23 protein-coding genes are annotated in these 23,692 nt (G+C 59.3%); 9 read left to right on the forward strand and 14 right to left on the reverse strand.

Translation table 11 applies throughout. The features are described from left to right. Positions 1-2 precede the first annotated feature (2 nt). Both HMPREF3147_RS03420 and HMPREF3147_RS03425 read right to left on the reverse strand, forming a co-directional pair. Positions 3-2,144: a hypothetical protein gene (locus tag HMPREF3147_RS03420; RefSeq protein ID WP_070444551.1), complete on the reverse strand. Its 2,142-nt coding sequence runs from the start codon at positions 2,142-2,144 to the stop codon at positions 3-5. After that, positions 2,141-2,743, reverse strand: a complete 603-nt coding sequence (locus HMPREF3147_RS03425) for an NUDIX hydrolase (RefSeq protein WP_010188049.1) — start codon at positions 2,741-2,743, stop codon at positions 2,141-2,143. Before HMPREF3147_RS03425 ends, HMPREF3147_RS03420 begins: the two co-directional genes overlap by 4 nt. Before the next feature lie 28 nt (positions 2,744-2,771). Between HMPREF3147_RS03425 and HMPREF3147_RS03430 the strand changes: the two genes are divergently transcribed. The 4 genes from HMPREF3147_RS03430 to HMPREF3147_RS03445 are packed head-to-tail and all read left to right on the forward strand — an operon-like array spanning position 2,772 to position 5,876. Next, positions 2,772-4,205, forward strand: a complete 1,434-nt coding sequence (locus tag HMPREF3147_RS03430; protein WP_070444553.1) for a CCA tRNA nucleotidyltransferase — start codon at positions 2,772-2,774, stop codon at positions 4,203-4,205. Between the two features lie 2 nt (positions 4,206-4,207). After that, positions 4,208-4,807 carry a YqgE/AlgH family protein gene (locus HMPREF3147_RS03435; RefSeq protein WP_070444555.1) on the forward strand — a complete coding sequence of 200 codons (600 nt, stop codon included), beginning with the start codon at positions 4,208-4,210 and terminating at the stop codon, positions 4,805-4,807. A 35-nt stretch (positions 4,808-4,842) separates the two neighbouring features. Then, positions 4,843-5,559 carry an AzlC family ABC transporter permease gene (locus HMPREF3147_RS03440; RefSeq protein WP_070444557.1) on the forward strand — a complete coding sequence of 239 codons (717 nt, stop codon included), beginning with the start codon at positions 4,843-4,845 and terminating at the stop codon, positions 5,557-5,559. Beyond that, the gene (locus HMPREF3147_RS03445) at positions 5,544-5,876 is read left to right on the forward strand and encodes a branched-chain amino acid transporter permease (protein ID WP_070444559.1); all 333 of its coding nucleotides are present in this window, start codon (positions 5,544-5,546) and stop codon (positions 5,874-5,876) included. The genes HMPREF3147_RS03440 and HMPREF3147_RS03445 overlap by 16 nt, the downstream gene beginning before the upstream one ends. On the opposite strand, the gene HMPREF3147_RS03450 is transcribed toward HMPREF3147_RS03445, so the two are convergent. From HMPREF3147_RS03450 to HMPREF3147_RS03470, 5 genes are all read right to left on the reverse strand, one after another. Then, positions 5,873-6,181 carry a hypothetical protein gene (locus HMPREF3147_RS03450; protein WP_070444561.1) on the reverse strand — a complete coding sequence of 103 codons (309 nt, stop codon included), beginning with the start codon at positions 6,179-6,181 and terminating at the stop codon, positions 5,873-5,875. The genes HMPREF3147_RS03445 and HMPREF3147_RS03450 overlap by 4 nt on opposite strands. A gap of 6 nt (positions 6,182-6,187) precedes the next feature. After that, positions 6,188-7,147, reverse strand: a complete 960-nt coding sequence (locus HMPREF3147_RS03455; RefSeq protein WP_070444563.1) for a bile acid:sodium symporter family protein — start codon at positions 7,145-7,147, stop codon at positions 6,188-6,190. A gap of 75 nt (positions 7,148-7,222) precedes the next feature. Next, positions 7,223-7,594, reverse strand: coding sequence for a Rieske (2Fe-2S) protein (locus HMPREF3147_RS03460; RefSeq protein WP_070444565.1), 372 nt, complete (start codon positions 7,592-7,594; stop codon positions 7,223-7,225). Between the two features lie 51 nt (positions 7,595-7,645). After that, positions 7,646-7,870: a hypothetical protein gene (locus HMPREF3147_RS03465; protein ID WP_070444567.1), complete on the reverse strand. Its 225-nt coding sequence runs from the start codon at positions 7,868-7,870 to the stop codon at positions 7,646-7,648. A gap of 223 nt (positions 7,871-8,093) precedes the next feature. After that, positions 8,094-8,558, reverse strand: a complete 465-nt coding sequence (locus HMPREF3147_RS03470; protein WP_070444569.1) for an SdpI family protein — start codon at positions 8,556-8,558, stop codon at positions 8,094-8,096. Positions 8,559-8,715: 157 nt separating this feature from the next. On the opposite strand from HMPREF3147_RS03470, the gene HMPREF3147_RS03475 reads away from it, so the two are divergent. After that, positions 8,716-9,951, forward strand: coding sequence for a dicarboxylate/amino acid:cation symporter (locus HMPREF3147_RS03475; protein ID WP_070444571.1), 1,236 nt, complete (start codon positions 8,716-8,718; stop codon positions 9,949-9,951). Positions 9,952-10,297: 346 nt separating this feature from the next. After that, positions 10,298-11,503, forward strand: a complete 1,206-nt coding sequence (locus HMPREF3147_RS03480) for an HNH endonuclease signature motif containing protein (protein ID WP_246815713.1) — start codon at positions 10,298-10,300, stop codon at positions 11,501-11,503. A gap of 291 nt (positions 11,504-11,794) precedes the next feature. Here the strand turns inward: HMPREF3147_RS03480 and trpA are convergent, their stop codons facing one another. Genes trpA through HMPREF3147_RS03510 form a run of 6 tightly spaced genes read right to left on the reverse strand, consistent with a single transcriptional unit; the run spans position 11,795 to position 18,422 of the window. After that, positions 11,795-12,625, reverse strand: a complete 831-nt coding sequence (gene trpA / locus HMPREF3147_RS03485; RefSeq protein ID WP_070444573.1) for a tryptophan synthase subunit alpha — start codon at positions 12,623-12,625, stop codon at positions 11,795-11,797. Further along, positions 12,625-13,839 carry a tryptophan synthase subunit beta gene (trpB, locus tag HMPREF3147_RS03490; RefSeq protein WP_070444575.1) on the reverse strand — a complete coding sequence of 405 codons (1,215 nt, stop codon included), beginning with the start codon at positions 13,837-13,839 and terminating at the stop codon, positions 12,625-12,627. The genes trpA and trpB overlap by 1 nt, the downstream gene beginning before the upstream one ends. Before the next feature lie 45 nt (positions 13,840-13,884). Beyond that, a complete protein-coding gene (gene trpCF, locus HMPREF3147_RS03495) occupies positions 13,885-15,267 on the reverse strand; it encodes a bifunctional indole-3-glycerol-phosphate synthase TrpC/phosphoribosylanthranilate isomerase TrpF (RefSeq protein ID WP_070444577.1) in 1,383 nt (460 codons plus the stop codon). Continuing rightward, complete coding sequence (gene trpD, locus HMPREF3147_RS03500; RefSeq protein ID WP_070444579.1) at positions 15,245-16,282, reverse strand: anthranilate phosphoribosyltransferase; 1,038 nt, start codon at positions 16,280-16,282, stop codon at positions 15,245-15,247. The genes trpCF and trpD overlap by 23 nt, the downstream gene beginning before the upstream one ends. Continuing rightward, on the reverse strand, positions 16,282-16,926 hold the full coding sequence (locus HMPREF3147_RS03505; RefSeq protein ID WP_070444581.1) for an anthranilate synthase component II: 645 nt from the start codon (positions 16,924-16,926) through the stop codon (positions 16,282-16,284). The genes trpD and HMPREF3147_RS03505 overlap by 1 nt, the downstream gene beginning before the upstream one ends. After that, complete coding sequence (locus HMPREF3147_RS03510) at positions 16,923-18,422, reverse strand: anthranilate synthase component 1 (RefSeq protein ID WP_070444583.1); 1,500 nt, start codon at positions 18,420-18,422, stop codon at positions 16,923-16,925. Before HMPREF3147_RS03510 ends, HMPREF3147_RS03505 begins: the two co-directional genes overlap by 4 nt. Before the next feature lie 432 nt (positions 18,423-18,854). Here HMPREF3147_RS03510 and HMPREF3147_RS03515 point away from each other — a divergent pair, with 432 nt between their 5' ends. From HMPREF3147_RS03515 to HMPREF3147_RS03525, 3 genes are read left to right on the forward strand one after another with little or no spacing between them, the layout of a single operon-like run. Next, on the forward strand, positions 18,855-19,838 hold the full coding sequence (locus tag HMPREF3147_RS03515) for an ABC transporter substrate-binding protein (protein ID WP_070444585.1): 984 nt from the start codon (positions 18,855-18,857) through the stop codon (positions 19,836-19,838). After that, a complete protein-coding gene (locus HMPREF3147_RS03520; RefSeq protein WP_070444587.1) occupies positions 19,835-20,692 on the forward strand; it encodes an ABC transporter permease in 858 nt (285 codons plus the stop codon). The genes HMPREF3147_RS03515 and HMPREF3147_RS03520 overlap by 4 nt, the downstream gene beginning before the upstream one ends. A 3-nt stretch (positions 20,693-20,695) precedes the next feature. Continuing rightward, positions 20,696-21,484: an ABC transporter ATP-binding protein gene (locus tag HMPREF3147_RS03525; protein ID WP_070444589.1), complete on the forward strand. Its 789-nt coding sequence runs from the start codon at positions 20,696-20,698 to the stop codon at positions 21,482-21,484. Between the two features lie 172 nt (positions 21,485-21,656). On the opposite strand, the gene HMPREF3147_RS03530 is transcribed toward HMPREF3147_RS03525, so the two are convergent. Continuing rightward, positions 21,657-23,507 carry an FAD-binding monooxygenase gene (locus HMPREF3147_RS03530; RefSeq protein WP_070444591.1) on the reverse strand — a complete coding sequence of 617 codons (1,851 nt, stop codon included), beginning with the start codon at positions 23,505-23,507 and terminating at the stop codon, positions 21,657-21,659. Positions 23,508-23,692 lie beyond the last annotated feature (185 nt).

The following is a 23,692-nucleotide window of genomic DNA, read 5'->3' on the forward strand; positions in this document are numbered from 1 at the left end:
AACTATCCGTGAGACTTCTTTTTCTTCCGCTTACCCAGACGGAACAGGGCAGCTAGGACGAGGGCGAGCGCGGCGATCGCGCCGACTCCATAGACGCTAACGATACCGGCACGCGTCTGCACCGTGATGTCGATGGGATCCGAAATGAGGTGCTCAGATGGTGTTGCAAGCCACAGGCGCAGCGACGTCTGGTCAGCGTTGCTAGGCAGGTCAGCGGTCATGGACACGGTAATGGATCCCTTGGCCGGGATGTGAATCATGTTCTGCGTGTTCAACGTGGCGCCGTCGGGGGCGTCATAAGCCAGGTGGGCGTCGACAGGCAGTGGCAGGCCGTTTTCCGCCACGATGAGCAGCGGCGATGACTCTGAGACGCGGGTATACACGTTGCCCGGTGGGATGAGGGATACGGAGGCGCGCAGCTCGCGAAGCATATCCGCGTTCTTCTCTAGGCGGGAGCGGCTTTGCTTCACCGAAGTCGGAAAGCCGTGCAGGCTGGAGCGGCCGGTCGCGCTGAGCGCCGTGAGCAGATCGTGGCGCAAAGGTGCCGTGAAGTCGTAGCGCGTCATGGCAATACCGGGGTCGTTGACCATGATGGACATCAACTCGTCGGTATAGCGCGCCTGCTGTGTTACCTGTGTGATCTCGGCGTCGTGAAAGGCTGAAGGGTCCGGGTAGGGGCTGCCGGGACTCCCACTGCCCTCCTCCACCTCTAGCGCGGTAACGGGGCGGGGTTCGAGGCGCCCAGAATCGAGGAGCCGCTGCGCTGCTTCCATCACCGCACGTGCGGCGGCAGGGTCCTGGTAATTCGGCAGCTTGGCCACGGTCTCCTCTTGTGCAGACGCCACGCTTATCGACGCCCCCGCCGTCAGTGCCCTCGCCTGTTCCGAATCGATCGAAAAGTCGTAGCGCAGCTCCGGGTTGGAGTACCCGGTGGTCTGCGGCTTCGATCCGGTTTGGGCCAAGAGTGCGCCGAGGGAGGCATCAAAGGTGGCGGCCTTGCCTACCCACTCGGAATTATCCGCCACCAACAGCGGAACGGACATCGCATGCTCGCTCGTCCCAGAGGCCGGCGCGGTGAGCTGCGTGCTGAGCGGGACGCCGAGGATGCGCTCGATGGTGTCTGTGCCTTGCTCTACGGCCTCGTGGGTGAGCCACTCATTGCCCACTTTGGCCACGGCATCGGTGTCTGCGTTGGCCCACGGCATGAGCATGCGGCAGTCGACCTGTTTGAGCTTCTGCAGCCATGCGGCGGCGTCCCGGGAACCCGCGCCGGGCGTGCCGCGATCGGAATCGGCGCTGTTAAACCAGGAATCACGCAGGCGAGTGGGGTGTTTGGCGGTAGAGGGGCGCGTCTCGTTGACGGTGTAGCCGGCGGACATGCGGTCGGCGGCGTCGACAAGCGCGGGGTCCAAAGCCATGCAGCCGGAACCGTGCAGATCATGCTGCAGGTAGGCGTCGAGCAGTTGATCGAGCCGCCCGCCCGGGGAGAGCTGTTCAGCCAGCTGCTCGCTTTCTAAGATGAGCTCCTCGCCACCGGTATCTCCCGGCACCACGTCTACCTCGGCGGTGACAGGATAGACCAGCGAAAAGGAATGCTCGCTCTCGTCTTCGGGAGCCGATTCTTCTCCTTGGAAATCCAGGATTGTCCGCTCCTCCGCGAAACTGGCCGCCTGGCCGTCGCGGGTGCCGGTGAGCGTGAACAGGAGCGGGTAGGCGCCAGGTTCCGTGATGGCCAGCGTGGAGTCTTTGCCCAATGCGGTGGGAACCTCCACGGTCAGCTCGCGGCTCTCCCCCGGTTCAAGCTTTCCCGCGCCGAGTGTCGCCCCATAATAAGGAAAGGATCCCGCAGCGAGCTCTTGGCGTGCCTGGGTGGTGGAGTTCACGGCAGTGCTGCGCCGGGAGGTTATCTGCAAATCATCAACGGCGCTCTCGGTTGGGTTATGGATGCGCAATTGTAGCTCGAGCGTCTCCCCTACCCGCGCCTCCGTTGCGCTGAGCAGGCTGAGCTCCAGCTCGTCGGGACCGCGGGAGCCGAGCCAATAGTGGGAGTCAGTAATCCCAGTGTCGGGAGTTTGTGCCTGGGCCACGGGGACGGCGCAGCCCACCGCCAGCGCCGCGATGGCCGCCGCTGCGCGCCACCTCACCGTGGGGTCGCCTTTCCTGCGGCAGCTTCCTTTCGCGCGAGATCCGGGAGGAGGTCGTGGGCAATGCGAGCCAGCTTGCGCTCGTCCGCATAGGCCAAGTGTTCGATGAGCTCGGAGACCGGGATCCAGGACACCTCCGTGACCTCCGGGTCTTCGTCATTCATGATGCCGTCCACGAAACGCAGCAGGTGATGGTGCACGGTCTTGTGAATGCGCACGCCATCGGAGACGAACCAATAATCAATCATGCCCAGGTCCGCGAAGACCTTGCCGTGGATTCCCGTTTCTTCCCAGACCTCGCGCTCAGCGGTGAGTTCCTTGGCTTCGCCATTTTCCACATGCCCCTTCGGCATGGACCACAGCAGGCGCCCGCGGCGGTCCAACCTGCCGATGAGCGCCACATAGATCTGGGACAGGTCCACGTTGCCGTCTTCGTCGACGGCCTCCGCCAATCCGGACACGACGAGCCCGCCGGCGGAGGTCTCATCCCGCGTGGTCATGCGGTTGGTGGACGTGCGCTGGGGGCGTCCCGTGCGGTGGTTCCGGTGGCCCGCGCCCCGCCGGCGGCGGCGTTTGGACCCTGGCGTGTTCTTAGTCATCCCTGCTAATCGTAGTAGACTTCGATCCGTGAATTTTCAGGACACTCAGCTAATCGGCGTTCTTGCCCGCGCGGACGCCACCGTCGCCCGGCTCAGTGGCCTCTTAAGCGGCTTGGTGGAACGCTTTGCGCTTCACGACGCCCCCCTCTACCTCGTCGGCGGTTCCGTCCGCGACGCGCTGCTCGGCCGCCTGGGTAACGATCTCGACTTCACTACCCCGGCCCGGCCCGACGTGGTCTATTCCATTCTCGAAGAGTGGGCGGAGACCGTATGGGATACCGGCATTGACTTCGGCACGGTCTCGGCGGCCTATAAGGGCCAGCAGATCGAGATCACCACGTTCCGCTCAGATAGCTATGACGGGCAGTCCCGCAACCCCGAGGTCATGTACGGCGATACCCTCGAGGGCGATCTCGTGCGCCGCGATTTCAAGGTCAACGCCATGGCCATCGAGCTGCGCCCAGACGGCACCCGTGAATTCCATGATCCGATGGGCGGACTCGAGGACCTAGCGAACCGCATCCTTGATACCCCGGATGCGCCGGAGATTTCCTTCCACGATGATCCCCTGCGCATGCTTCGTGCTGCGCGGTTTGCGGCGCAGTTGGAGTTTGACGTCGCCCAGCGCGTGCGCGATGCCATGATCGACATGGCCTCTGAAATCCAGCGCATCACCGTAGAGCGCGTGCAGGTGGAGCTCAATAAGCTCATCTGCGGTGTCGCGCCGTGGAAGGGCATTGACTTGCTCGTTGACTCCGGTATTGCGGATTATGTTTTTCCGGAGATCCCGGCGTTGCGCATGGCCCCCGACGAGCACGCGCAGCACAAGGACGTGTACGCGCACTCGCTGACAGTACTGCGCCAGGCCATGGAGCAGGAAGAGGACGGCCCCGACCTGATTCTGCGGTGGGCGGCGCTGCTCCATGACATTGGCAAGCCGGATACCCGCGACACCACCGACGGCAAGGTCACCTTCCACCATCACGAGGTAGTGGGCGCGAAGCTCACCCGCAAGCGCCTGCGCAAGCTGAAGTTCCCCAAGGCTACGACCGAGGACATCGGCCAGCTGGTCTACCTGCACATGCGCTTCCACGGTTTCGGCGATGGCCAGTGGACCGATTCTGCTGTGCGCCGCTACGTCACCGATGCCGGTGATCTACTCCCGCGTCTGCACAAGCTTGTGCGCGCAGACTGCACTACCCGCAATGAGCGCAAGGCCCGCCGCCTCCAACGCACATATGACCAGCTGGAGGAACGCATCGCGGATATCGCGGCCAAGGAAGACTTGGCGCGCGTGCGCCCAGATCTCGATGGCAACGAGATCATGGAGATCCTCGGCCTTGAACCTGGTCCCGAGGTAGGCAAGGCCTGGTCTTATCTCAAGGAGCTGCGCCTCGAGGAAGGCCCGCTGGAGCGCGAGGTTGCTATTGCGAAGCTGCGTGAGTGGTGGAATTCTAGATAGGGATGTACGCAGACAGACTTTTCAACGCCCTCGAGCGCAACGATCCCGCCCCTGGCCAGCTCCTTGTGGCGGCTCCCGACGTCCTCGCGCCCCATTACAATCGCTCCGTCATCCTTATCACCGAGCAGCATGCGGGGCGGACCTATGGTGTGGACCTGACTAAGCGCTCCGAAGTCGCTGTTTTCAATGTCATGCCGGAGTGGCTACCAGTGGTTGCTAAGCCGCAGGCCCTCTACATCGGCGGTCCGCACAATCAGCAGGCGGCCATTGGTGTGGCGCTGACGAAGCAGGGCGTGACTATTGAGGAGCAGCCGGCGCTGAGCCGCCTCGCCCCGCGCGTGGCTCTCGTAGATTTGCGGGTCGGTCCGGATGCCGTCACCGAATTAGTAGAGGGTATGCGTCTTTTCGCCGGTCACTTCGAGTGGGGTCCTGGCGAATTGGATGAGGAAATTGACCGCGGTGAGTGGTACGTGGCCCCTGCCCTGCCCCAGGACGTGGTCTCCTCGGGGTCAACGGATACGTGGTCGGATGTCATGCGCAGGCAGGCCATGCCCCTTCCGTTGTTCGCCACTTTCCCGCGCTATATCGATGAAGATAATTAGCGCTCGTCCTTTTCTTCTGCGCTAACATCTCTGCCATGCGTGCGGAGATCATCAAGGCAATACGGACCTGCATGCCCATCGCCGTCGGGGTGGTGCCGTTGGGCCTCGCCTTCGGCGTGCTCATGGTCCAGACCGGTTTTGACTGGTGGTGGACCCCTATCTTTTCCATCATTATTTACGCTGGCTCGATGGAATTCCTCGCCATTTCCATGGTGACCGGCGGCGTGACGCCCGCCGTAGCCGCGCTGACGGGTTTCATGGTCAACTTCCGGCACATCTTCTACGGGCTGACCTTTCCGCGCGATGAGATTTCGAGCCGCCTTGGCCGCGCTTATTCGACGTACGCGCTTACCGACGAATCCTATGCCGTGCTCTCGGCCCTCCCCCGTAACTCGCGTCCAAGTGGCGTGTTTGTTTTTAGCGTGCAGCTGTACTGCCAAGTCCTATGGGTCGGTTCCGGGATCATTGGTGCGGTGGCAGGCCAGGCCATTCCTCCTTCGGTGAAGGGGTTGGAGTTTGCCCTAGTTGCCCTGTTTATTGTGCTCGCGATTGATTCTTTTCAGAACAACAAGGATTACTCCCTTCCCCTGTCAGCGGCGGCCCTGGGAATCCTCGCCAGCTTTCTATTTCCCGGTCAGCTGCTCATGGTGGCGCTGAGTGCCTACTTTGTGGTCCTGGTGGTGCGCTACTTCTCTCCGCGTATCGACAATGCGCTGATTCTGCGGAGGGAGCCGACATGCCAGACGGAGTAACCCTCGGTAGCATTTTCGCCGTTTTGATCCCCGTCGGGATAGTCACCGTCCTCTTGCGTTGGCTGCCCTTCGGGTTCGTCAAAGCGCTTAAAGGAAGCCAGTTCATCAGCATGTTGGGATTCACCATGCCCGTGGGTGTGATGACGGTGCTTGTGGTCTATACCTTGTTTGGTCAGATCCAGGACACGGGAAGCCTAATACCTCCCCTCGTCGGCGCAGCGGTTACCGCAGTATTGCACCTGTGGCGCCGGAACTCGGGCTTGTCCATCTTCGGTGGCACGGCTGTGTACATGGTGTTAGTGAACCTGGTGCTTTAAAAGTCCCCGTACAGGGCGATGGCCTCGGTCCACAGGGAGTGGAACTGGAAGGCGTCGATAAGCTCGGCGTCGATGTCGGGGTACTTGTCGTAGGTATCGGGGTGTGGGACCACGCTCTGTGGGATGTTGGCGTCACCCACTGAGGCGGTTGGCGTGGCGGCACCGACGATGGCGTCATTCGGTGCGAGGGCAATCATGCGCAGCATGGTGCAGGCCTCGCCGTTAATTTCCTCCAGCTCCGCGATGTGAATGGCAGTGCCGACCTCAGGAACAGTCATGGTGGTGCGAACATAAAGCTTTTTCATGTGCTCTCACTCTACCCGCGCATAGCGAGCCGCCATAGACGCGCAGATCATCAACTGCACCTGGTGGTAGATCATGAGCGGGAGGATGAGCAGTCCCAAGGAGGTACCACCGGAGGCAAAAATAACCGAGGCCATGGGAAGGCCTGTGGCCAGGGATTTCTTCGAACCACAGAATTGGATAGTGATGATGTCTTCCCTGCTGAATCCCAACTTTTTACTCACGACCTTGGTCAACCACAGCATGAAGAAAACGAATGCGGTGGAGAACACAATCTGAAAAAGAATTTGCCATATGCTAATCGTCGCCCAGATCCCGTCGATCATTCCTTTCGAAAAGGCCGCATACACCACCATGGCAATGGAGCCACGGTCCACCACTTTCGTGGCCTTGCTCGCTGCGAGTTGTCCTACCCATTTTCTGGTGAGCTGGCCGAGCACGAAAGGTAGGAGCAAAAGGACAGAAATCTCAAGGAAAACTGAGCTATCGATATGGATGCCGTCTCCGGCGCCCATGAGTGCCATGACCAGCAATGGCGTAAGCAGAACTCCAGCGAGGTTTGATGCAGACGCAGAGACGATTGCTCCAGGAACATTTCCTCGGGCGATTGAGGTAAAGGCTACCGATGATTGCACCGTGGACGGTACGAGCGTGAGGTAGAGGATTCCCAAGTAAAGATCGTTTGGAATGAACGCGGTGAGTGGGCGGAGTGCGAGGCCGATGATTGGGTAGACCACGAAGGTAAACACCAGGATGGTGAGATGGAGCTTCCAGTGTTTGATACCGTTGATGGCTTCTCGCGTTGAGAGCCGCGCGCCGTAAAGAAAGAAGAGAAGGGCGATCGCGATATTCGTGAGGACATCGAAGCCGTCTGCAAAGCTTCCGCGTGCGGGAAAAACGATAGCGATTGCGACGGCGAAGAGGATGAGGATGATGAGGGGGTCGAGTCTTTTAAGGCGCTCAATCATAGAAGAGAGTCTAGACGCCCCTCACGGTTTCACGTGAAACATCTTTTCAAGCCCCTGCGTCCCCGGGGATAGCCTCTAGGCGGAGACGTTTTTGATTGTTCCACCGTTGTTTTCTACGCCGTACTCTGTAAGCGGTTTGGGGCTGGGTCCGCCGGTAACTTCACCATTGCTGAGGTCAAAGCTGGAGTAGTGGCTAGTGCAGGTGGCAGTCATGCCTTCAATCTTCGTAATGAGGGAGCCCTGGTGTGGGCAGGTCTGCGAGTATGCCTTGAACTCCCCTTCAGTGGGTTGAGCGAAAATCACTTTGTCCACAATGATGGCTGAGCCGACGGGGATTTCTGTCGCAGCGATCTCTGCGGAAGGCTCCTTGCCGCAAGCGGCGAGGTAAGCCCCGGCAAAAGTGGTGGCGGTACCAAGCAGGAAGAGACGGCGTGAACATGTAGTCATGCTGATTACTCTATCTGATTGATGGAGTGTGTTCTGGAGGATGGTGGGCAGCTAGCTGAGTTTGCCATCCCACACGGGGAGCTCGTCTTCCCTACTGCCGCTGAAATCATAGGAACCGTAGTTTGTGCCGACATCGCTATAGATTGTTCCGGCTATGGTGTGCCCGGTGCGGTTATCGCTAGAAAGCGCATAAGTAGCCCCTGCCCCTAGAATGCTGAGGCTGAGCGCGGCGGCAGCGATGATTCGAAACGTGCGGATGTTTGTAACTTTGTTCATGGGATCCATGGTGCGCCGAAGATCGTGTCTTGTCACGGCACCGCCTCGCTCTCCCATGGTGTTGGTGCACACTTCTCAGTGTTGGCACAGGATAAAGAAAAGGGCTCCGCCAATGGTGGGGGATTCCATGGTTGGCGGAGCAATGTATTTATTTGAATGTGACGAAAAGTGTGTGGTGGTTATTTGTACCGATTGATTACGCCACTGTGCTTTAAAGTAGGTGTTAATTCTTGTCCACGTTATCGGCGCGTGCCGCAGCTGCGCGGGCCGCGGAGACGTCGACAGTCGGCGCTTCTCCCCCGCACCCGCCATCGCCGCAATTGCAGGAATCACCGCAGCCTTCGTCCCCTTTGTGCGCCTGGTTCCACAGGTACGAGGCACGGGCACCCATGTTTGAACCGATGGATAGCGCGAGGATTGCCACGACGAAGGTGAGCGCGGGGATAAGCCACATCCATCCCTCCGCGCGCAATGCGATGATGCCACCGAATACTAAAGCGACGCCGCCCAAGAACCAGAACGGGCCCGCGACAGCATGGGCATTATCCCAGGCTTCTCTAGATGTGCGGATTTCCGCGAGACGTAAGCCAACGACGCTATTTCCAGGAAGCTTGCGGAGCGTGGCAAGGCCACCGACGACAATAAGTACCGCGGCCAAGATGAGGAAAATGATTCCGACTACGAGCATGCCTCTTAGTCTATCCGGCTTCCTAGCTGGCGAGAAAGCCGGTTCAAATTATTCGCATCCTGCTGTAATATACATTTCGTGTCGCTTGGTAGATATTAATGTACTTATCATCGAGCGAGAAAACCGACATGGTAGCAACCATAGAAAAGACTCAATCATGACATTCAAGAGTGTTCTCAACTCTCTGTTGTTCAAGATTATCGTCGCGATAGTTTTGGGCATCATCGTTAGCCAGTTTGCTCCGGAGTGGTTCGGAAGGGCCTTCGCCACATACAACGGCCTGTTTTCAAACTTCCTTGGCTTCTTCATCCCCGTTCTTATCCTCGCCCTTGTTGCCCCTGCAATTGCAGGCCTTGGACGGGGCGCCGGTAAGTGGCTGGGTATTACTGCAGGCATCGCTTATGGCTCAACTATTGTGGCGGGCCTTGTCGCTTATGGCCTGACCCAGGCCCTCTACCCCACTTTGCTGGGTGGACAAACGCTTAATACGGACGTCGCCGACATTGATGCCGGTGCTCTCGAACCCTATTTCACCGTCGAAATGCCTGCACCTTTTGAGGTGATGACAGCTCTATTGCTGTCCTTCTGTATCGGCGTGGCCATGACCACCGTGAAATCTGACAACCTCTACGCGCTTGCCAAAGAATTCGAGCACGTTGTCATCAAGGTGATCTGGGGCTTCGTTATCCCACTTCTGCCGTTCTACATCTTTGGCATGTTCCTTTCCCTAGGTATGAACGGGAATATCGGAACGGTGTTGGTCGCCTTCACGAAGGTTCTTCTGCTTGCAGTCGTTATGACCTTGGTTTACCTTGTGCTCCAGTACGTCATTGCAGGTGCCATTGCAGGTAAGAATCCATTCAGCGCATTGAAGAACATGGCACCGGCCTACTTCACCGCGCTGGGTACCTCTTCTTCGGCGGCGACGATCCCGGTTTCCTTGGATGCGACTTTGAAGAATGGCATTTCTAAGCCTGTTGCGGGCTTTGTTATTCCTCTTTGCGCGACGATTCACCTTTCCGGGTCGATGATCAAGTTGACGCTGTATGCATTCGCGATTGTGTTCATGGCTGAGGGTATGGAGGCTGATTTGGGTAAGGCCCTAGGCTTCATTCTGTTGCTTGGCATCATGATGATCGCCGCCCCCGGCGTTCCGGGTGGTGCCGTTATGGTCGCGGTCGGGTTGTTGCAAGCCAATATGGGCTTTGATGATTCGATGGTGGCATTGATGATTGCCGCCTATATTGCAATTGACTCCGTTGGTACTGCAGCAAACGTTACTGGTGATGGCGCCATTGCGATGATCGTCGATCGTTTCGCGCGGGACAAGATTGACGGCCTTGAGGCCGAGTCAGACGCTGCGGCTGCCGACGAGGAGCCTGCAACGGCATAAGTTTCACGTGAAACGCTGGACGTTTCCCCCTCCCTAGCCTGCTTTCTATCCCTGGTCTATAGGTCTAGATCGCTAACTCGGACTCTGGCTCTGGGAGGGGGATTTTGTTTATTTTGGCGAAAACTTCGTGGTCTACCGATTGCGCACTTTGCCATCAAAGGCCTCGGTGAAAAGTAAAGCAACTCTTGCGGGAAACCTATAGAACATGTATTCTATAGGTGGGAGTGGGGAACGTAATTGTTCGGCTAGTTTAGGGGTGCAGCTACCCGTGGGAACCACAACAAACTCTTCAACGTCAGTACCTACTGCGTACTTTTCTCACTCAAACCCGCACGATCCAGAATGCATGGCGGGCCAACTCATGCGGCGAATAGAATACGAGTTTTGGTCTAGTGTCCAACCGCCGCTCGATGCCGATTCAGATACTGCCTTTTTGCGTATAGGGCAAAAGACAGGAAAGTCTCCTGCGCATGTGGCGCGGAATGTCATGGGATTAATCCGTCTCAGTGAGTTGCCGAGAGTAAAGGTTCTGCAAGATGCTGAGTTCTTGCTCGATATGCACGCCCTGGTCGCTATCGATCAGGTAATGACAAAACTCGGGAACCCTCTCTCATCGGTGGTCGCCGAAATTGACAGTCAACTTTCGGCGTGGCTAACGCCGACTAAACCGAACCAGGTCTTCCCCAGTGCTGAAAAGATTCGGCGAAAAGTGCGAGACATCGCCAAAGTCTTGGATGATTCAATCGAGTTCCGGGACAAGCGGAAAAAGAATCGCTACTCGCTTCTTACTCGGGGAGAGCGTGCGTCGATTGAGCTTGAGGTGGACAGCAAGGTCGGCGTCGTAATCCACGAGACTATTAAGCTTGCCGCCAAAGAGCATGACGTTTCAATGGCGGATGCCTTGATTCTACTCATTACGGGCAAAGTTCAGCCTGAGGCGGGAAAGGTCGTCGTACATGAATACAAAGCTACTGACGTGGAGGGGGCTCCAGTCTACGTGCAGGGACATGGGTGGACCGGCGAGGGGGTTCCAGCGTCGAAAACAGTGACGCGGGACTTTAGTGAAGCTCCAGGACCGTGCGATGGCTATCAGCCTTCTGAATTTACCCGAAAGTATGTCGAGGGGCGCGATGGTACCTGTCGTGCGCCCGGATGTAATCGTCCGGCATGGACATGTCAGCTGGACCACCGGATTAACTATTCCGATGGCGGCCAAACGCATGCCTCAAACTTGGTTGCTCTTTGCCAGCATCACCACAACATGAAAACAGATGGACGGGCGTTCTACATCCTGGACCCGGTTACTGGTGACGTTGTGTGGTTGTACGAGGACGGAACTTGGGCCGTAACTGAGGCAACCGGCCCGTTGGCACCAGCCTCGAAGGTGTGGGCCCGGACCATTGCGGAAGATGTGGTTGCGCACCGTCGCAAGATGCACGAAGAGGCGCGAGCTTTGAAAGTTGAGGTGGACGGCGGAGAGATGGTCGAAATATTCGACAAGACGGACCCTGCGGAACGCTACTCGAATGGGTACGACGATATCCCCTTCTAAGCACTTAGCCTGCGAAAGCATCGAGAAGCTCACAGAGAATTAAGGAGTCATATGGGGAAGGTGGACTGAGGTTTATTGGCCGTCGCTTATTTCGATACCGATAGGCTCACTGCCTGTGCACTCGGTTAGGGCACGGTTTCACGTGAAACGGCCCCTTCCATCGGGGTGCGCGGTGGCGCGCAGCGTGATGAAAGAGGCCGTCGGGAGGCGGACTGCTCTAGGTCGCTAGACATCTCACTTTTAGCTATCGTTGCCCGAAACGCTACCCGGCAAAGTGCAGATGAGGCCTGACTAGGGCTCGGTGGGCTTAGTGGCAGCTTTCATCTTCGAGACAAAGTCGGTAACTGCAGCAGCGAGCATCTCGGTGGGTCGATTATCTTCGTCAAGGTGTGCGTCAACGATCTTTGTTAACGCGGATCCTGTAATCGCGCCGGCTGCACCGGCGTCGATAGCGTCCGCGACGTGTTGGGGAGTCGAAATTCCGAAGCCGAGGAGAATCGGTGCCCCACCAAAACGCTTCACGTTGCTCACTACTTCATCGAGCCCGCGCGTCTCCGATTCCTTCTCGGTGCCGGTGACGCCGTCGCGCGAGATCGCGTAGATGTAGCCTTTGGAGTACTTCGCTACGCCCTCGAGGGTCTTCCCGGAGGCTTGTGCGGGTGCGATGAAGATGGGATCGATTCCTGCTCGGTCGGCTGCGTCGACGAAGGGGGCGCCTTCGCGAACGGGGACGTCGGGAAGCAAAATGCTATCGGCGCCGGCCTCTTGGAACTCGGCATAGAAGGTTTCTAGCCCCCGAGTGAAGGGGACGTTGCCGTAGATGAGCATGCCGATGGGCAGGTCTGGGAACTCGCTTCGAATTGTGCGGATTTGCTCGATCGCAGAATCTACCGTCGCGCCGCCTGCGAGGGCGCGGATGTGTGAGGCCTGGATCGTGGGACCGTCGGCGACCGGATCTGAGAAGGGAACGCCGAGTTCGAGCGCGTCAGCGCCACCGGCGACGGCCGCGCGAACGATGGTGAGGGCGGTTTCTGGGTCGGGATCGCTCAGCATGATGAAAGGGACAAAAGCCCCTTCATTGCGGGCAGCGAGACTGGAGAAGAGTTTCTCGTAGCGGCTCATTACTTGTCCTCCGTGATCTTGAATTCGGGGTGCGCGTCGAGGGTGCGGCGGACGTGATCGATGTCCTTGTCACCGCGCCCGGAAAGAGAAACGAGAATGGTGATGTCTTCATCTTTGCGTTTCAACGCATAGGCCAGGGCGTGCGAGGATTCGAGGGCGGGGATAATGCCCTCGCGGCGGCTGAGGAGCTGGAAGGCCTCGAGAGCTTCGGCGTCGGTGATGCCGACATATGTGGCTCGGCCGGTCTGTGCGAGGTGGGCGTGCTGTGGGCCCACGCCCGGGTAGTCGAGTCCGGCCGAAATGGAATAGGATTCCTCTACCTGTCCGTCGGCATTGCGCATGAGGTAGGAGCGGGCGCCATGAAGAATTCCGATGGTTCCGTTATTGATAGTGGCGCCATGGTGCCCGGAATCGAGTCCTTCTCCCCCAGGCTCAGCGCCGACGAGTTCGACAGATTCTTCGTCGATAAAGTCCGCGAACATGCCGATGGCGTTGGAACCGCCACCGACGCACGCGACGACGAGATCTGGCAGCCCGCCGGTGCGCTCGATCATCTGGGCCTTGGCTTCCTCGGAAATCACTTTGTGGAACTCGCGGACGATCGTTGGGAAGGGATGCGGTCCCGCTGCGGTGCCGAGGAGGTAATGGGATTCGTGGAAGGTGGCGGTCCAGTCGCGGAGAGCTTCGTTGACTGCATCCTTGAGGGTTCCGGAGCCGGAATCCACGGGAATCACCTTGGCGCCCATGAGTTCCATGCGGTAGACGTTGGGTTGCTGCCGCTCGACGTCCTTGGCACCCATGTAGATCACACAGTCGAGGTCGAGCAGAGCGCAGGCGAGAGCGGTCGCGGTGCCATGTTGGCCCGCGCCGGTTTCGGCAATGATGCGCGTCTTTCCCATCCGCTTGGCTAGGAGCGCCTGGCCGATGACCTGGTTGGTCTTGTGTGCACCGCCGTGGACGAGGTCCTCACGCTTGAGGAAGATGCGTGCCTTTCCGCCAAGTTTGGTCGCTTCGGTGAGCGGCGTGGGACGGCCCAGGTAGTCCCGTAGGTAGCCGGCAAGTTCCTTGCGGAAGGCCGGGTCATTCTGGGCGTCGACGAAGGCGTGCTCGAGCTGGTCGAGTGCTGGGATGAGTGATTCGGGAACAAATTGTCCGCCAAACTCACCGAAGTAGGCGGGAAGAATGGTCTCCCTGGTGTCCTGATCGTTGGTCATGATAGTCCTTTTGTCTCGGGCTGTTGCTAGGGCTCGGGTTGGGGATTAATACGTAAAGTGACGAATGATATGGAAGGCCTGAGCGATGAGTGCACTGTCTTTTCGACCGTTCACTTCGACCCCTGAATTGATGTCCAATCCGGCGGTGCCGACGCGAAGCGCCTGGGTGAGGTTCTCTGGATTCAGGCCCCCAGCAAGAAGTGACTTTGCTTTGACCTCGTCCGGGACAGTTGTCCAGTCGAAGGAGGTACCGGTGCCGCCGGCGCCCGAGTCGAGGATGAGCATGTCGGCGGCGTTGGCAAGCGCAGCGGCAAGGGTGGGGCCATGGGGTGCAGTCATATCGATGGCGCGCCACACCTGGCGCTCCCCCGCTACTGCGCGGACGGACTCAATGAGTTCGAGCTCGGCCTCTGTGCTCCCCTGGTAAGGCGCGTGGATTTGCAAGGCGGAGATGCCATCGATAGCCAACTCCTCCCAACCCGCAGTGCGACGTGAGACCGCGACATAGCTGAGGTCGGGCTCATGAGCGATGATATCGAGTGCAGTTTCACGTGAAACATTGCGCGGTGATTCCTCTTCGAAGATGAGACCACCGTAGATCGCACCGGCGGCGCGGGCGGCTTGGGCCGCAGACCACGAAGTGAGACCGCAAACTTTGTTGTGCCCATAGACGAGTTCACGGGCGGCGCGGTCGATGTCCGGTGCGCCGGTGAGCTGAGAGCCAACGAGGAAGGCATTGGCGTGAGATCCCAGGCGGCGAACGGTCTGGTTATCGCGAATACCGGACTCCGACACGATGACCTTGCCAGACGGGACGTGGTGTGAAAGGCGCTCGGAGCGTGTGAGATCGATGCTGAGGTCGTGGAGGTTGCGGTTGTTAATTCCGATGACATCGATGCCAAAGGAAGTGGCGCGGGCGACTTCCTCCTCGGTGATTGCTTCGGTAAGGACATCAAGTCCAAGGGAATCCGCGAGCTGCTTGAGTTCTGCGTAGGTGTCGTCATCGACGATCGACATCATGAGCAAAATGGCGTCGGCGCCGAAATGGCGCGCGGCATAAACCTGGATCGGGTCAACGATGAAGTCCTTGCACAAGACGGGCAGGTGCGTGGATAGCGCCACAGTCTGCAGATGGTCGTAGTCGCCACCAAAACGATCCGGTTCGCACAGCACCGAAATGGCTGAGGCGTAGCGCGAATACACGCGAGCGATGGCCCCAGGTTCATAGTGTTCCCGAATGAGCCCCAGTGATGGCGAGGCGGACTTGCACTCCATGATGAAACGGTTAGTGCCGTTGAGTGCATCGTAGAAGGAACGTTCTGAGCGCGGGAGAGCAGCTAAATCAACGTGTGCCAGGCGCTCACGGATTGCGGGCAGATGCGTGCGGCGCTTGGCGACGATCCCTTCAAGCACGGTCGGCAGAGCCATAGTTCGCCTCCTCGTGCTTCTTCAGCCATGCGGCGACGGTTCCATCCTTAATGAGTTGGTCGGCATGCGCGACGCCCTCGTGGATGGAATCGGTAGTGCCATTGAGATAGAACATTGCGCCGGCGGTGGCGGCGATCGCGTCGTGGTGGGCAGGCTTGCCGGTACCGGCGAAGACCGCCCGGAGGGCCCTTGCGTTTTCTTCACCGTTGCCGCCGGCGAGGTCGGAGAGCTCGTGGCGGGAGATGCCGAGGTCCTCCGGGGTGAGCTCGTAGTGGCTAATGGAGCCGTCGCGAAGCTCCCAGACCTGGGTGGTGCCGTGGACGGCAATCTCATCGGTACCCGCGCCGTGGACGACGAGCGCGCGCGTGCGGCCAAGATCCTTGAATACTTCAGCGATGAGCTGGCCCTGCTCGGGATTGGCGATGCCCATGATCTGGAACTCTGGGCGGCCCGGGCTGAGCAGTGGACCCATGGTGTTGAAGAGGGTTGAAATTCCGAGTCCCTTGCGTACCGGTTGCACGTGAGCAACTGCCGGGTTATACGCAGGAGCGAAGAGGAACGTGAAATTCGAGGCTTCGAGTTGGCGGACCGCGCGGTCCGGATCGAGGTCGAGCGGGATGCCGAGGGCCTCAAGGACGTCGGCGGAACCCGACTTGGAAGATACGGAACGGTTGCCGTGCTTGACCATCTTGACCCCGCCGGCGGAGGCGACGAGAGATGCGCCGGTGGTGACGTTGATGGTGTTAGCGCCATCGCCACCGGTCCCTGCGGTGTCCATGAGTCCCTTTCCGGTGACTGGGAAGGGACGCCCAGCATTGAGGAAGGCGCGCGCCGCGCCGGCGACATCGGCGAAGGTTTCGCCGCGAGTACGGATGTGGGTAAGGAGAGCGGCGATATGAATGTCGTCGTACTCCCCTACTGTCAGTGGGGTAAAGACCTCGATAGCTTGCTCGAGCGTTGGATGTGAAATGTCGAGGAATTCCTGCAGTGTCTTGAGGGCGTGGTTATTAGTCATTACTTGGCTCCTTCCATAGTGGGGAGAGAAGAAAGTTGTTTGATACAGCGTTCGATGATGATGGGTCCCGTCGGCGTGAGGACAGACTCTGGGTGGAACTGCAGGCCGAGGGCCATACCGTCGAGAGTTTCCGCCGCCATGGTGACAGGGCCGATATTGGTGTCGGTCTCCGCGAGGCTGCGCATCTGGGCGGGAATGTTCGCGCAGCCCAAGGAGTGATAGCGCGCAACGGGGACGAGGCGGCCCACGTAGTTCGGGTTATCTGGCTCGGAATCAGTAGTGAGCCCTTGGAAGAGCGGGTGCTTCGCGCCAGCGTCGGTTAGCGTCGTGGGAACAGAGGAACCGTGCACCGGCCCGCAGGCTTTGACCGTGCCGCCGCAATGCTCGAGCAGCGCCTGGAAGCCCAGGCAGATGCCGAGGATGGGGATGCGGCCGAGGGAGGCGTCGATAAGCTGCATCATCGATCCGGCGTCGCGCGGGTGGCCGGGGCCGGGCGAAAGGATGATGATGTCGGGCTGGGCGGCGAGGACCTCCTCCACCGGCACGGTGTTGCGGAAGACGGTGGTGTTATATCCCGCGAGGGCGTCGACGAGGTTGTAGACGAAAGAATCGTGGTTATCGATGAGGACGACGTGCGGGTTCATCGGATGACCTCCAGGTTTGCGTTGTGGGCCTGGGCGATGGCGCTGAGCACCGCGTAGGCCTTGTGGACGGTTTCATCGGCTTCGGACTGCGGAACGGAATCACGCACGACTCCCGCACCGGCCTGGACGACGGCCGTGCCATCCTTGACGTAGGCGGAACGGATGACGATGCAGTTATCCATCGAGCCATCGCCGCGCAGGTAACCGATAGCACCCCCGAAGGAGCCGCGGCGAGTGCCTTCGGTTTCGCGGATGAGTTCCATGGCACGCAGCTTCGGTGCGCCGGTCAGCGTTCCCATGTTCATGCAGGCTCGGTAGGCGTCGAGGGCGTCGAAATCCTCGTGCAGCGTCGCGACGACGCGGGAGACCAAGTGCATCACGCGGGAATAGCGGTCCACTTGGAGCAGGTCGGCGACCTTTCTGGTGCCGGGGACGGCGACGCGGGCAAGGTCATTGCGCGCTAAGTCAACCAGCATGATGTGCTCCGAGACCTCTTTGGAGTCGGTGCGCATCTCGAGTTCGTTGCGGATGTCCAGCTCGTGGGTCGCACCACGCGGGCGGGTGCCGGCGACCGGGTAGAGCTGCACCTGCCGGTCAGCGGCCGTGTACTTCAGGTTGGATTCGGGGGAAGCGCCGAAAAGCTCGTGCTCGGTACCGCGCAGGTAGAACATATACGGCGAGGGGTTGGTCTCTCGCAGCGTGCGGTAGGCGGCAAAGGCATCCGGGCAGTCGAGGCTGAACGCGCGGGAGGGCACGACCTGATAGATATCGCCTGCATGTACGTTGTCTTGGAGGCGCTCGACGTGGCGGCGGAAAGCGGCGTCATCAATGGAAGCGCGTGCGCGAATGGTCTCGCGCGGTGCCGGGGCTTCTGGAGTAATAGGTACGGTGACAACGGCCCGGTCCAGCTCTTCTTCGAGCGCGTGCTTGTCGACGCCCCATCCCTCAATCCTTGCCTTCTGCGTCAGGTGGTCCACCGTGAGGACGTGCTCGGCTACCAGAAATTCATAGTCGGGGTATTCGTTAGGGCCATCAGGAACCGGCGGCAGTGCCTCGAAGGTATCGACATAGTCGAAGGCGAATCCCCCACCAAGGAAAGGCAGCGACTCGCCGGAATAGAGCTGGCTAAACTGCAGTGTGCGCAGGATATCTGCAGTTGAGGTGGCGCGGAGGCGGGCGCGCTCATCGTGCTCGGTTGAGAGCTCGAAGCTAAAGGTGGCGCTGCCCTCACCGTTCTGGCTCATCCTGGAGCGGAAGTCCTGACGAAGTTCATCTAAGAGTAGGTGCCCGGACGGAGTTAAGGCCGTTGCGGTGACTTCCTGGCCGCGGCACACCACCTTGAGTGCCGCCTTGGTGATGGCGATGCAGGTGAGGTTCTTCTTGGACTCGATGTCGGCGGACTCTAAGAGCAGGGAATCCTGCGGAGTGGCGAGGGCATAAAAGAGCGCGCTGGCGTCCGGTATGTACCTGACCTCGCGTTGGGCTGTATACGGCATCCTGTGTCTTTCTTTAACGATAGTGAGTGCTGCCGCGAGCTTCGCAAGAGAGCAAAACGCCGAAAAGCCCGCAGCTGCGGGCCTTAAATATGGGAGAAGAACGAGGCCCGCGGGTTACGCGCGCCACCACCAAAGGTTAAATGTGTTCTTCACATCACTGACTCTAACACCGATACCTTCTGCCGTACAGATAAAGGTCATTCGGGTACCCCCGTGGCCTCATGGTGGTACGGGGCCATGGAACTGCAAGTGATATAGGAAACATGCAGCTAGAGTGTGTGATGTAACACTCTAAAACTGTAGGCCTATAGCTTTTGTAGGACTAATAGTACCCCCGCGCGGGAAAAATATTCATAAAACTGCTGCTTAAAAGGGTGAAAAGAGGATTAAATAACGGTCACTACTGTCACTCTTGAGTAGAAAAGGACCACTATGTTCTCTAAAACTGCTGCTGCTCTCTCAGCTATCGCTCTGAGCACTGTTGCCCTCGTGGGCTGCTCCTCGTCGTCGGAAAGCGCCAGCGGGGATTCCGGAGGCGGAGACTCCTACACCATCGGAATTAATCAGCTGGTTCAGCACCCCTCCCTCGACGCCGCCGCAGAAGGCTTCCAAGAAGCCTTCGAGGAGGCGGGCGTGGACGTGGATTGGGATGTTCAGAACGCCAATGGCGAGCAAGGCACCGCGGTGTCCATCTCTCAGCAGATGGCGAATGCTAACCACGATCTCTACCTGGCCATCGCTACCCCAGCCGGTCAGGCAATGAGCAAGTCCATCAAGGACAAGCCTTTGCTGTTCACTGCGGTGACGGACCCCGTGGAGGCGGAGCTCGTGGAGTCGCTGGATAAGCCGGGCAAGAACGTCACTGGTACCTCCGACGCCGCCCCCATCGAGGAGCAGGTAGAGCTCATTAGCCAGCTGGTCCCAGACGCCACATCTGTGGGCGTCGTCTACTCCTCCGCTGAGGTGAATTCCAAGGTGCAGGTGGAGCAGCTGACGGAAGCAGCCAAGCCGAAGGGGATTGAAGTGAAGTCGCAGACGGTGACCTCCGTGACGGAGATCCCCCAGGCCGTGGAGGCACTGGGTGATGTCGATGCCATCTACATTCCGACCGATAACATGGTCGTCTCCGGCATCTCTTCGCTCATCAAGGTAGCGAATGACAAGACCATCCCGGTCATCGCTGCGGACTCCGGTGCCGTCGAAGGTGGTGCTGCAGCCACCATTGGTATCGACTACAAGGAGCTGGGCCGCCAGACCGGTGAGATGGCGCTGCGGATCCTGCAGGATGACGCTGACCCGGCCGAAACTCCGGTGGAAACCGCTTCTGAATACACCTACGTGATCAACGAAGACGCAGTGAAGGCACAGGGCATTGAGGTGCCGCAGGAGATCCTAGACAAGGCTGAGACGCTGTGATTGGAGCACTCGAGCTAGGTCTCATCTATGCGGTCATGGCCGTAGGCGTCTACCTGACGTTCCGCGTCCTTGACTTCCCAGACCTGACTGTCGATGGCTCCTTCACCACCGGGGCTGCGACGGCCGGCGTGCTCATTACGAATGGGGTCAACCCCTTCGCGGCCTCGTTGGCTGGTTTCGGCACCGGATTTGTGGCCGGCTGCATCACCGGACTCCTCCATACGAAGGGCCGCATCGATGGGCTGCTTGCTGGCATCCTCACGATGATCGGTCTGTGGTCCATCAACCTGCGCATCATGGGCAGCGCTAACGTGCCGTTGCTGACGCAGGATTCGGTTTTCACTCCGCTGGATGCGGTCATGGGAACCTGGGCCGGGGTGGGGCTGCTTGCTGTGGGTTCGGTGCTGCTCTGCCTACTGATTGTGTGGTTCCTGTCTACGGACTTGGGCCTCTCGTTGCGCGCCACTGGCGACAACCAACAGATGATCACCTCCTTTGGCGTGTCGACGGATTTCACCAAGATTCTGACCTTGGCTTTGTCCAACGGCCTGGTGGGTCTGTGCGGTGCGCTCATCGCGCAATATCAAGGCTTTGCCGATATCTCGATGGGTATTGGTCTCATTCTGGTGGGTCTTGCCTCCGTCATCCTGGGGCAGGCGGTACTCCCCCAGTCGCGCCTGTGGATGGCTGTCGTGGCGGTGGCACTGGGCTCCGTGATCTACCGACTCATCATCTTCGCCGCTTTGCAGGTGGGCCTCAACCCGAATGACATGAAGCTCATCACGGCGCTGCTGGTTATTGTTGCTCTCCTGGTGCCTCGCATGACGCGGGTACGCGGCAAAAGGAAGGCCTAAATCATGCTCAACATAGACAAGATCTCAAAGACCTTCTTTCCGGGGACAGTCAACGAACGCCGTGCGCTTCGCGACGTCTCCCTGGCGCTTGCCTCCGGTGACTTCGTCACGGTTATCGGTTCAAACGGTGCGGGAAAGTCAACTCTTCTGAACTCGATTGCGGGCCGGCTCACCCCGGATTCTGGGAAAATCTCGATCGACAACAAGGATGTGACCAGCCAGCCGGAGCACAAGCGTGCGCAGAAAGTCGGACGCGTGTTCCAGGACCCCATGGCGGGTACAGCACCGAACCTGACGATTGAGGAGAACCTCTCGCTCGCTTATTTGCGCGGCAAGAAGCGCGGACTCGGTCTGGGGCTCAATTCCGCGCGCCGGGCTGTCTTTGTGGATCAGCTAGAGTCGCTCGAGCTGGGCTTGGAGGAGCGCCTTGGGACGAAGGTGGGCTTGCTCTCCGGCGGTCAACGCCAGGCGCTGTCATTGCTCATGGCCGGCTTTACTAACCCGAAGGTGATGCTTCTTGATGAGCACACGGCTGCTCTCGACCCGCAACGCGCGGAGCTGGTGACCACTTTGACGCAGCGCATCGTGGAACAAGGTCAGCTCACCACGCTGATGGTGACGCACAATATGGCACAGGCGCTGCAGGTGGGAAACCGCCTCATCATGATGCATGAGGGAGAGATCATTTACTCCGCCGACGCTGAGCAGAAGGCGAAGCTCACGGTGGAGGATCTCATGGCGGAGTTTGCGAAGATTAAGGGCGCTACGTCCGATAGGACCCTTTTGCAGTAGCGATCCTCCGTGGTTGTTTCACGTGAAACCTAGGTGTTGTGTTTGGCAGCACCTAGGTTTCTTTCTGTTCGTGGGTCTAGCACCTTTGTGAAGGTTTGACGGTGACATAAAAAGAGGGCCCAGCACAACGCTGGGCCCTCTAAGCGTAAAGCTAGTTGAACTTGAGTGGAGCTTACTTGAGCTTGATGAGCGCGGAAGAGAAGTAGTCCTCGACTGCTGATGGGTCATCGAGAGGGAGAACAGCGCCTACGTACTGGTCCGGGCGAACGATGACCACCGCTCCGTCGCGGGAAATTCCGCGGGCATCGAAGATGTCCTTGTCGCCAGGGAGAGCGTTGAAGACATTCTCCCAATTCGGAATGTTGAACTTGCCGTTGCGCGGGCGGAACAACAGTGGGGCGTCAAGAATCTCATAGTCGTGATGGTTGGTCTGCTGGTAGATAGCCTTCACGTCGAAGTAGGTATTTTCATCAGCTCCCTCCGGGGTGAACGCGGCCAGGATGGGACCGAGCTTCTCGGCCCACTCGCTCAGAGTGGAGCTCTCGCCGGCCTTGGGGGCATCGGCAAAGGCGTAGATGCGGTAGCGGCCATCGGCGGTGTGCTGGTGGCCCAGGTGCTGAGGGTAAGCATCGCAGCGGCGGAGGACCTCAAAGGACTTGAAGCGCTTGCCTACCGGGAAGCCGGTAGCAAGGTCCTGGTGCTGTGTTGTACCGACAATCAGGTTGTCTTCGTACTGCGTCATCATGCCAGCGGCGAACTCCTCCGCGGCGACGTAGTACTTCTCCACTGCCTCCGGATCATCGAGCTCTTCGGTAGGTGTGGCCATGAGGGTGGACCACTCGCGGTCGAAGTTGATGAGGTTCTGAGCAGCTGGCTGACGCTCGCCGTGGTAGGTGGTCAAGAGTTCCTTCGGGGCGCGGCCGTCGAGGACGTGGCCGAGCTTCCACCCGATATTGAAGCCATCCTGCATGGAAACGTTCATTCCCTGACCGGCCTTTGCTGAGTGGGTGTGGCAGGCGTCGCCGGTAAGGAAGACGCGCGGGTCCTCGTCGTTATCGTCGAAGGCATCGACGAGTCGGTGGCCTACCTCGTAGACGGAGTGCCAAGCAACCATCTTGACGTCGATGAAGTAGGGCGAGTAGATCTCGTTGGCCTTCTCGATGATCTTCTCAATCGGGGTGGAGCGGACCTTGTGATTGTCATCCTCGGGCACGACGCCGAGGTCGACGTAGATGCGGCAGAGGTAGCCGCCCTCACGCGGGATGTGCAGGATTGAGCCGGCCTGGGAGTGAATGGCACACTTGGTGCGCCAATCCGGGAAGTCGGTGTCAACCACGACATCCATGACACCCCATGCGTGATTGGCCTGGTCGCCCTTGAGCGAGCGGCCGATGGACTTGCGAACGCGGGACTTAGCACCATCACAGCCGACGACGTACTTGGCGCGTACGTCGCGCGGGTTGCCGTCGACATCCTCGAGGTGGACCGTTACCGGGTATTCGCCCTCCCCTACCTCAAGGGAGACGAAGTTCCAGCCGTAGTCCGGAGTGATGCGGCCCGGGGCGCGGTGCGCATAGCGAGCGAAGTAGTCCAGCACGCGGGCCTGGTTGACAATGAGGTGGGGGAATTCAGAGATGCCCTGCTCGTCGTCGATGGGGCGAGCGCCGCGGATGATCTTGGACCGATCCTGCGGATCCGGGTTCCAGAAAGACATCTCCGTGATCTCGTAGGCCTCTTCTGTAATTTCCTTGGCAAAGCCGAAGGCCTGGAAGGTCTCCACGGAACGGGACTGGATTCCATCGGCTTGGCCTAGCTCGAGGCGGTGTGGGCGGCGCTCGATGATCCGCGTATTGACGTCCGGGAACATGGCCAGCTGCGCTGCGGCGATCATGCCGGCTGGCCCGGAGCCCACAATGAGAACGTCCATTTCATCCGGAAGTTCAGCGACGCGATCGATGCCGTATCCGGCAGGCTCGTGCACGCGGGGATCTTCCGAAACGTAGCCGTTGTGGTGGAACTGCACTGTGGACTCCTTAGTTAGCGGTTGTAGTTGACGAGAACAAAGAGAGTGATGGGGGTAGCGGCTGCTCCCCCACTTCTATGTGAGCTTCGCTCGTTGAGTTGGTGACTCAGTTCAAGGCGTCAAGAGGATGTGAGCTGGGTCGTATATGAGAATCATATATGATGCGTTCCCCGCGCACAATGGCT

Origin of the sequence: Corynebacterium sp. HMSC05D03 (genome assembly GCF_001807205.1) — a bacterium.
Lineage (GTDB): Bacteria > Actinomycetota > Actinomycetes > Mycobacteriales > Mycobacteriaceae > Corynebacterium > Corynebacterium aurimucosum.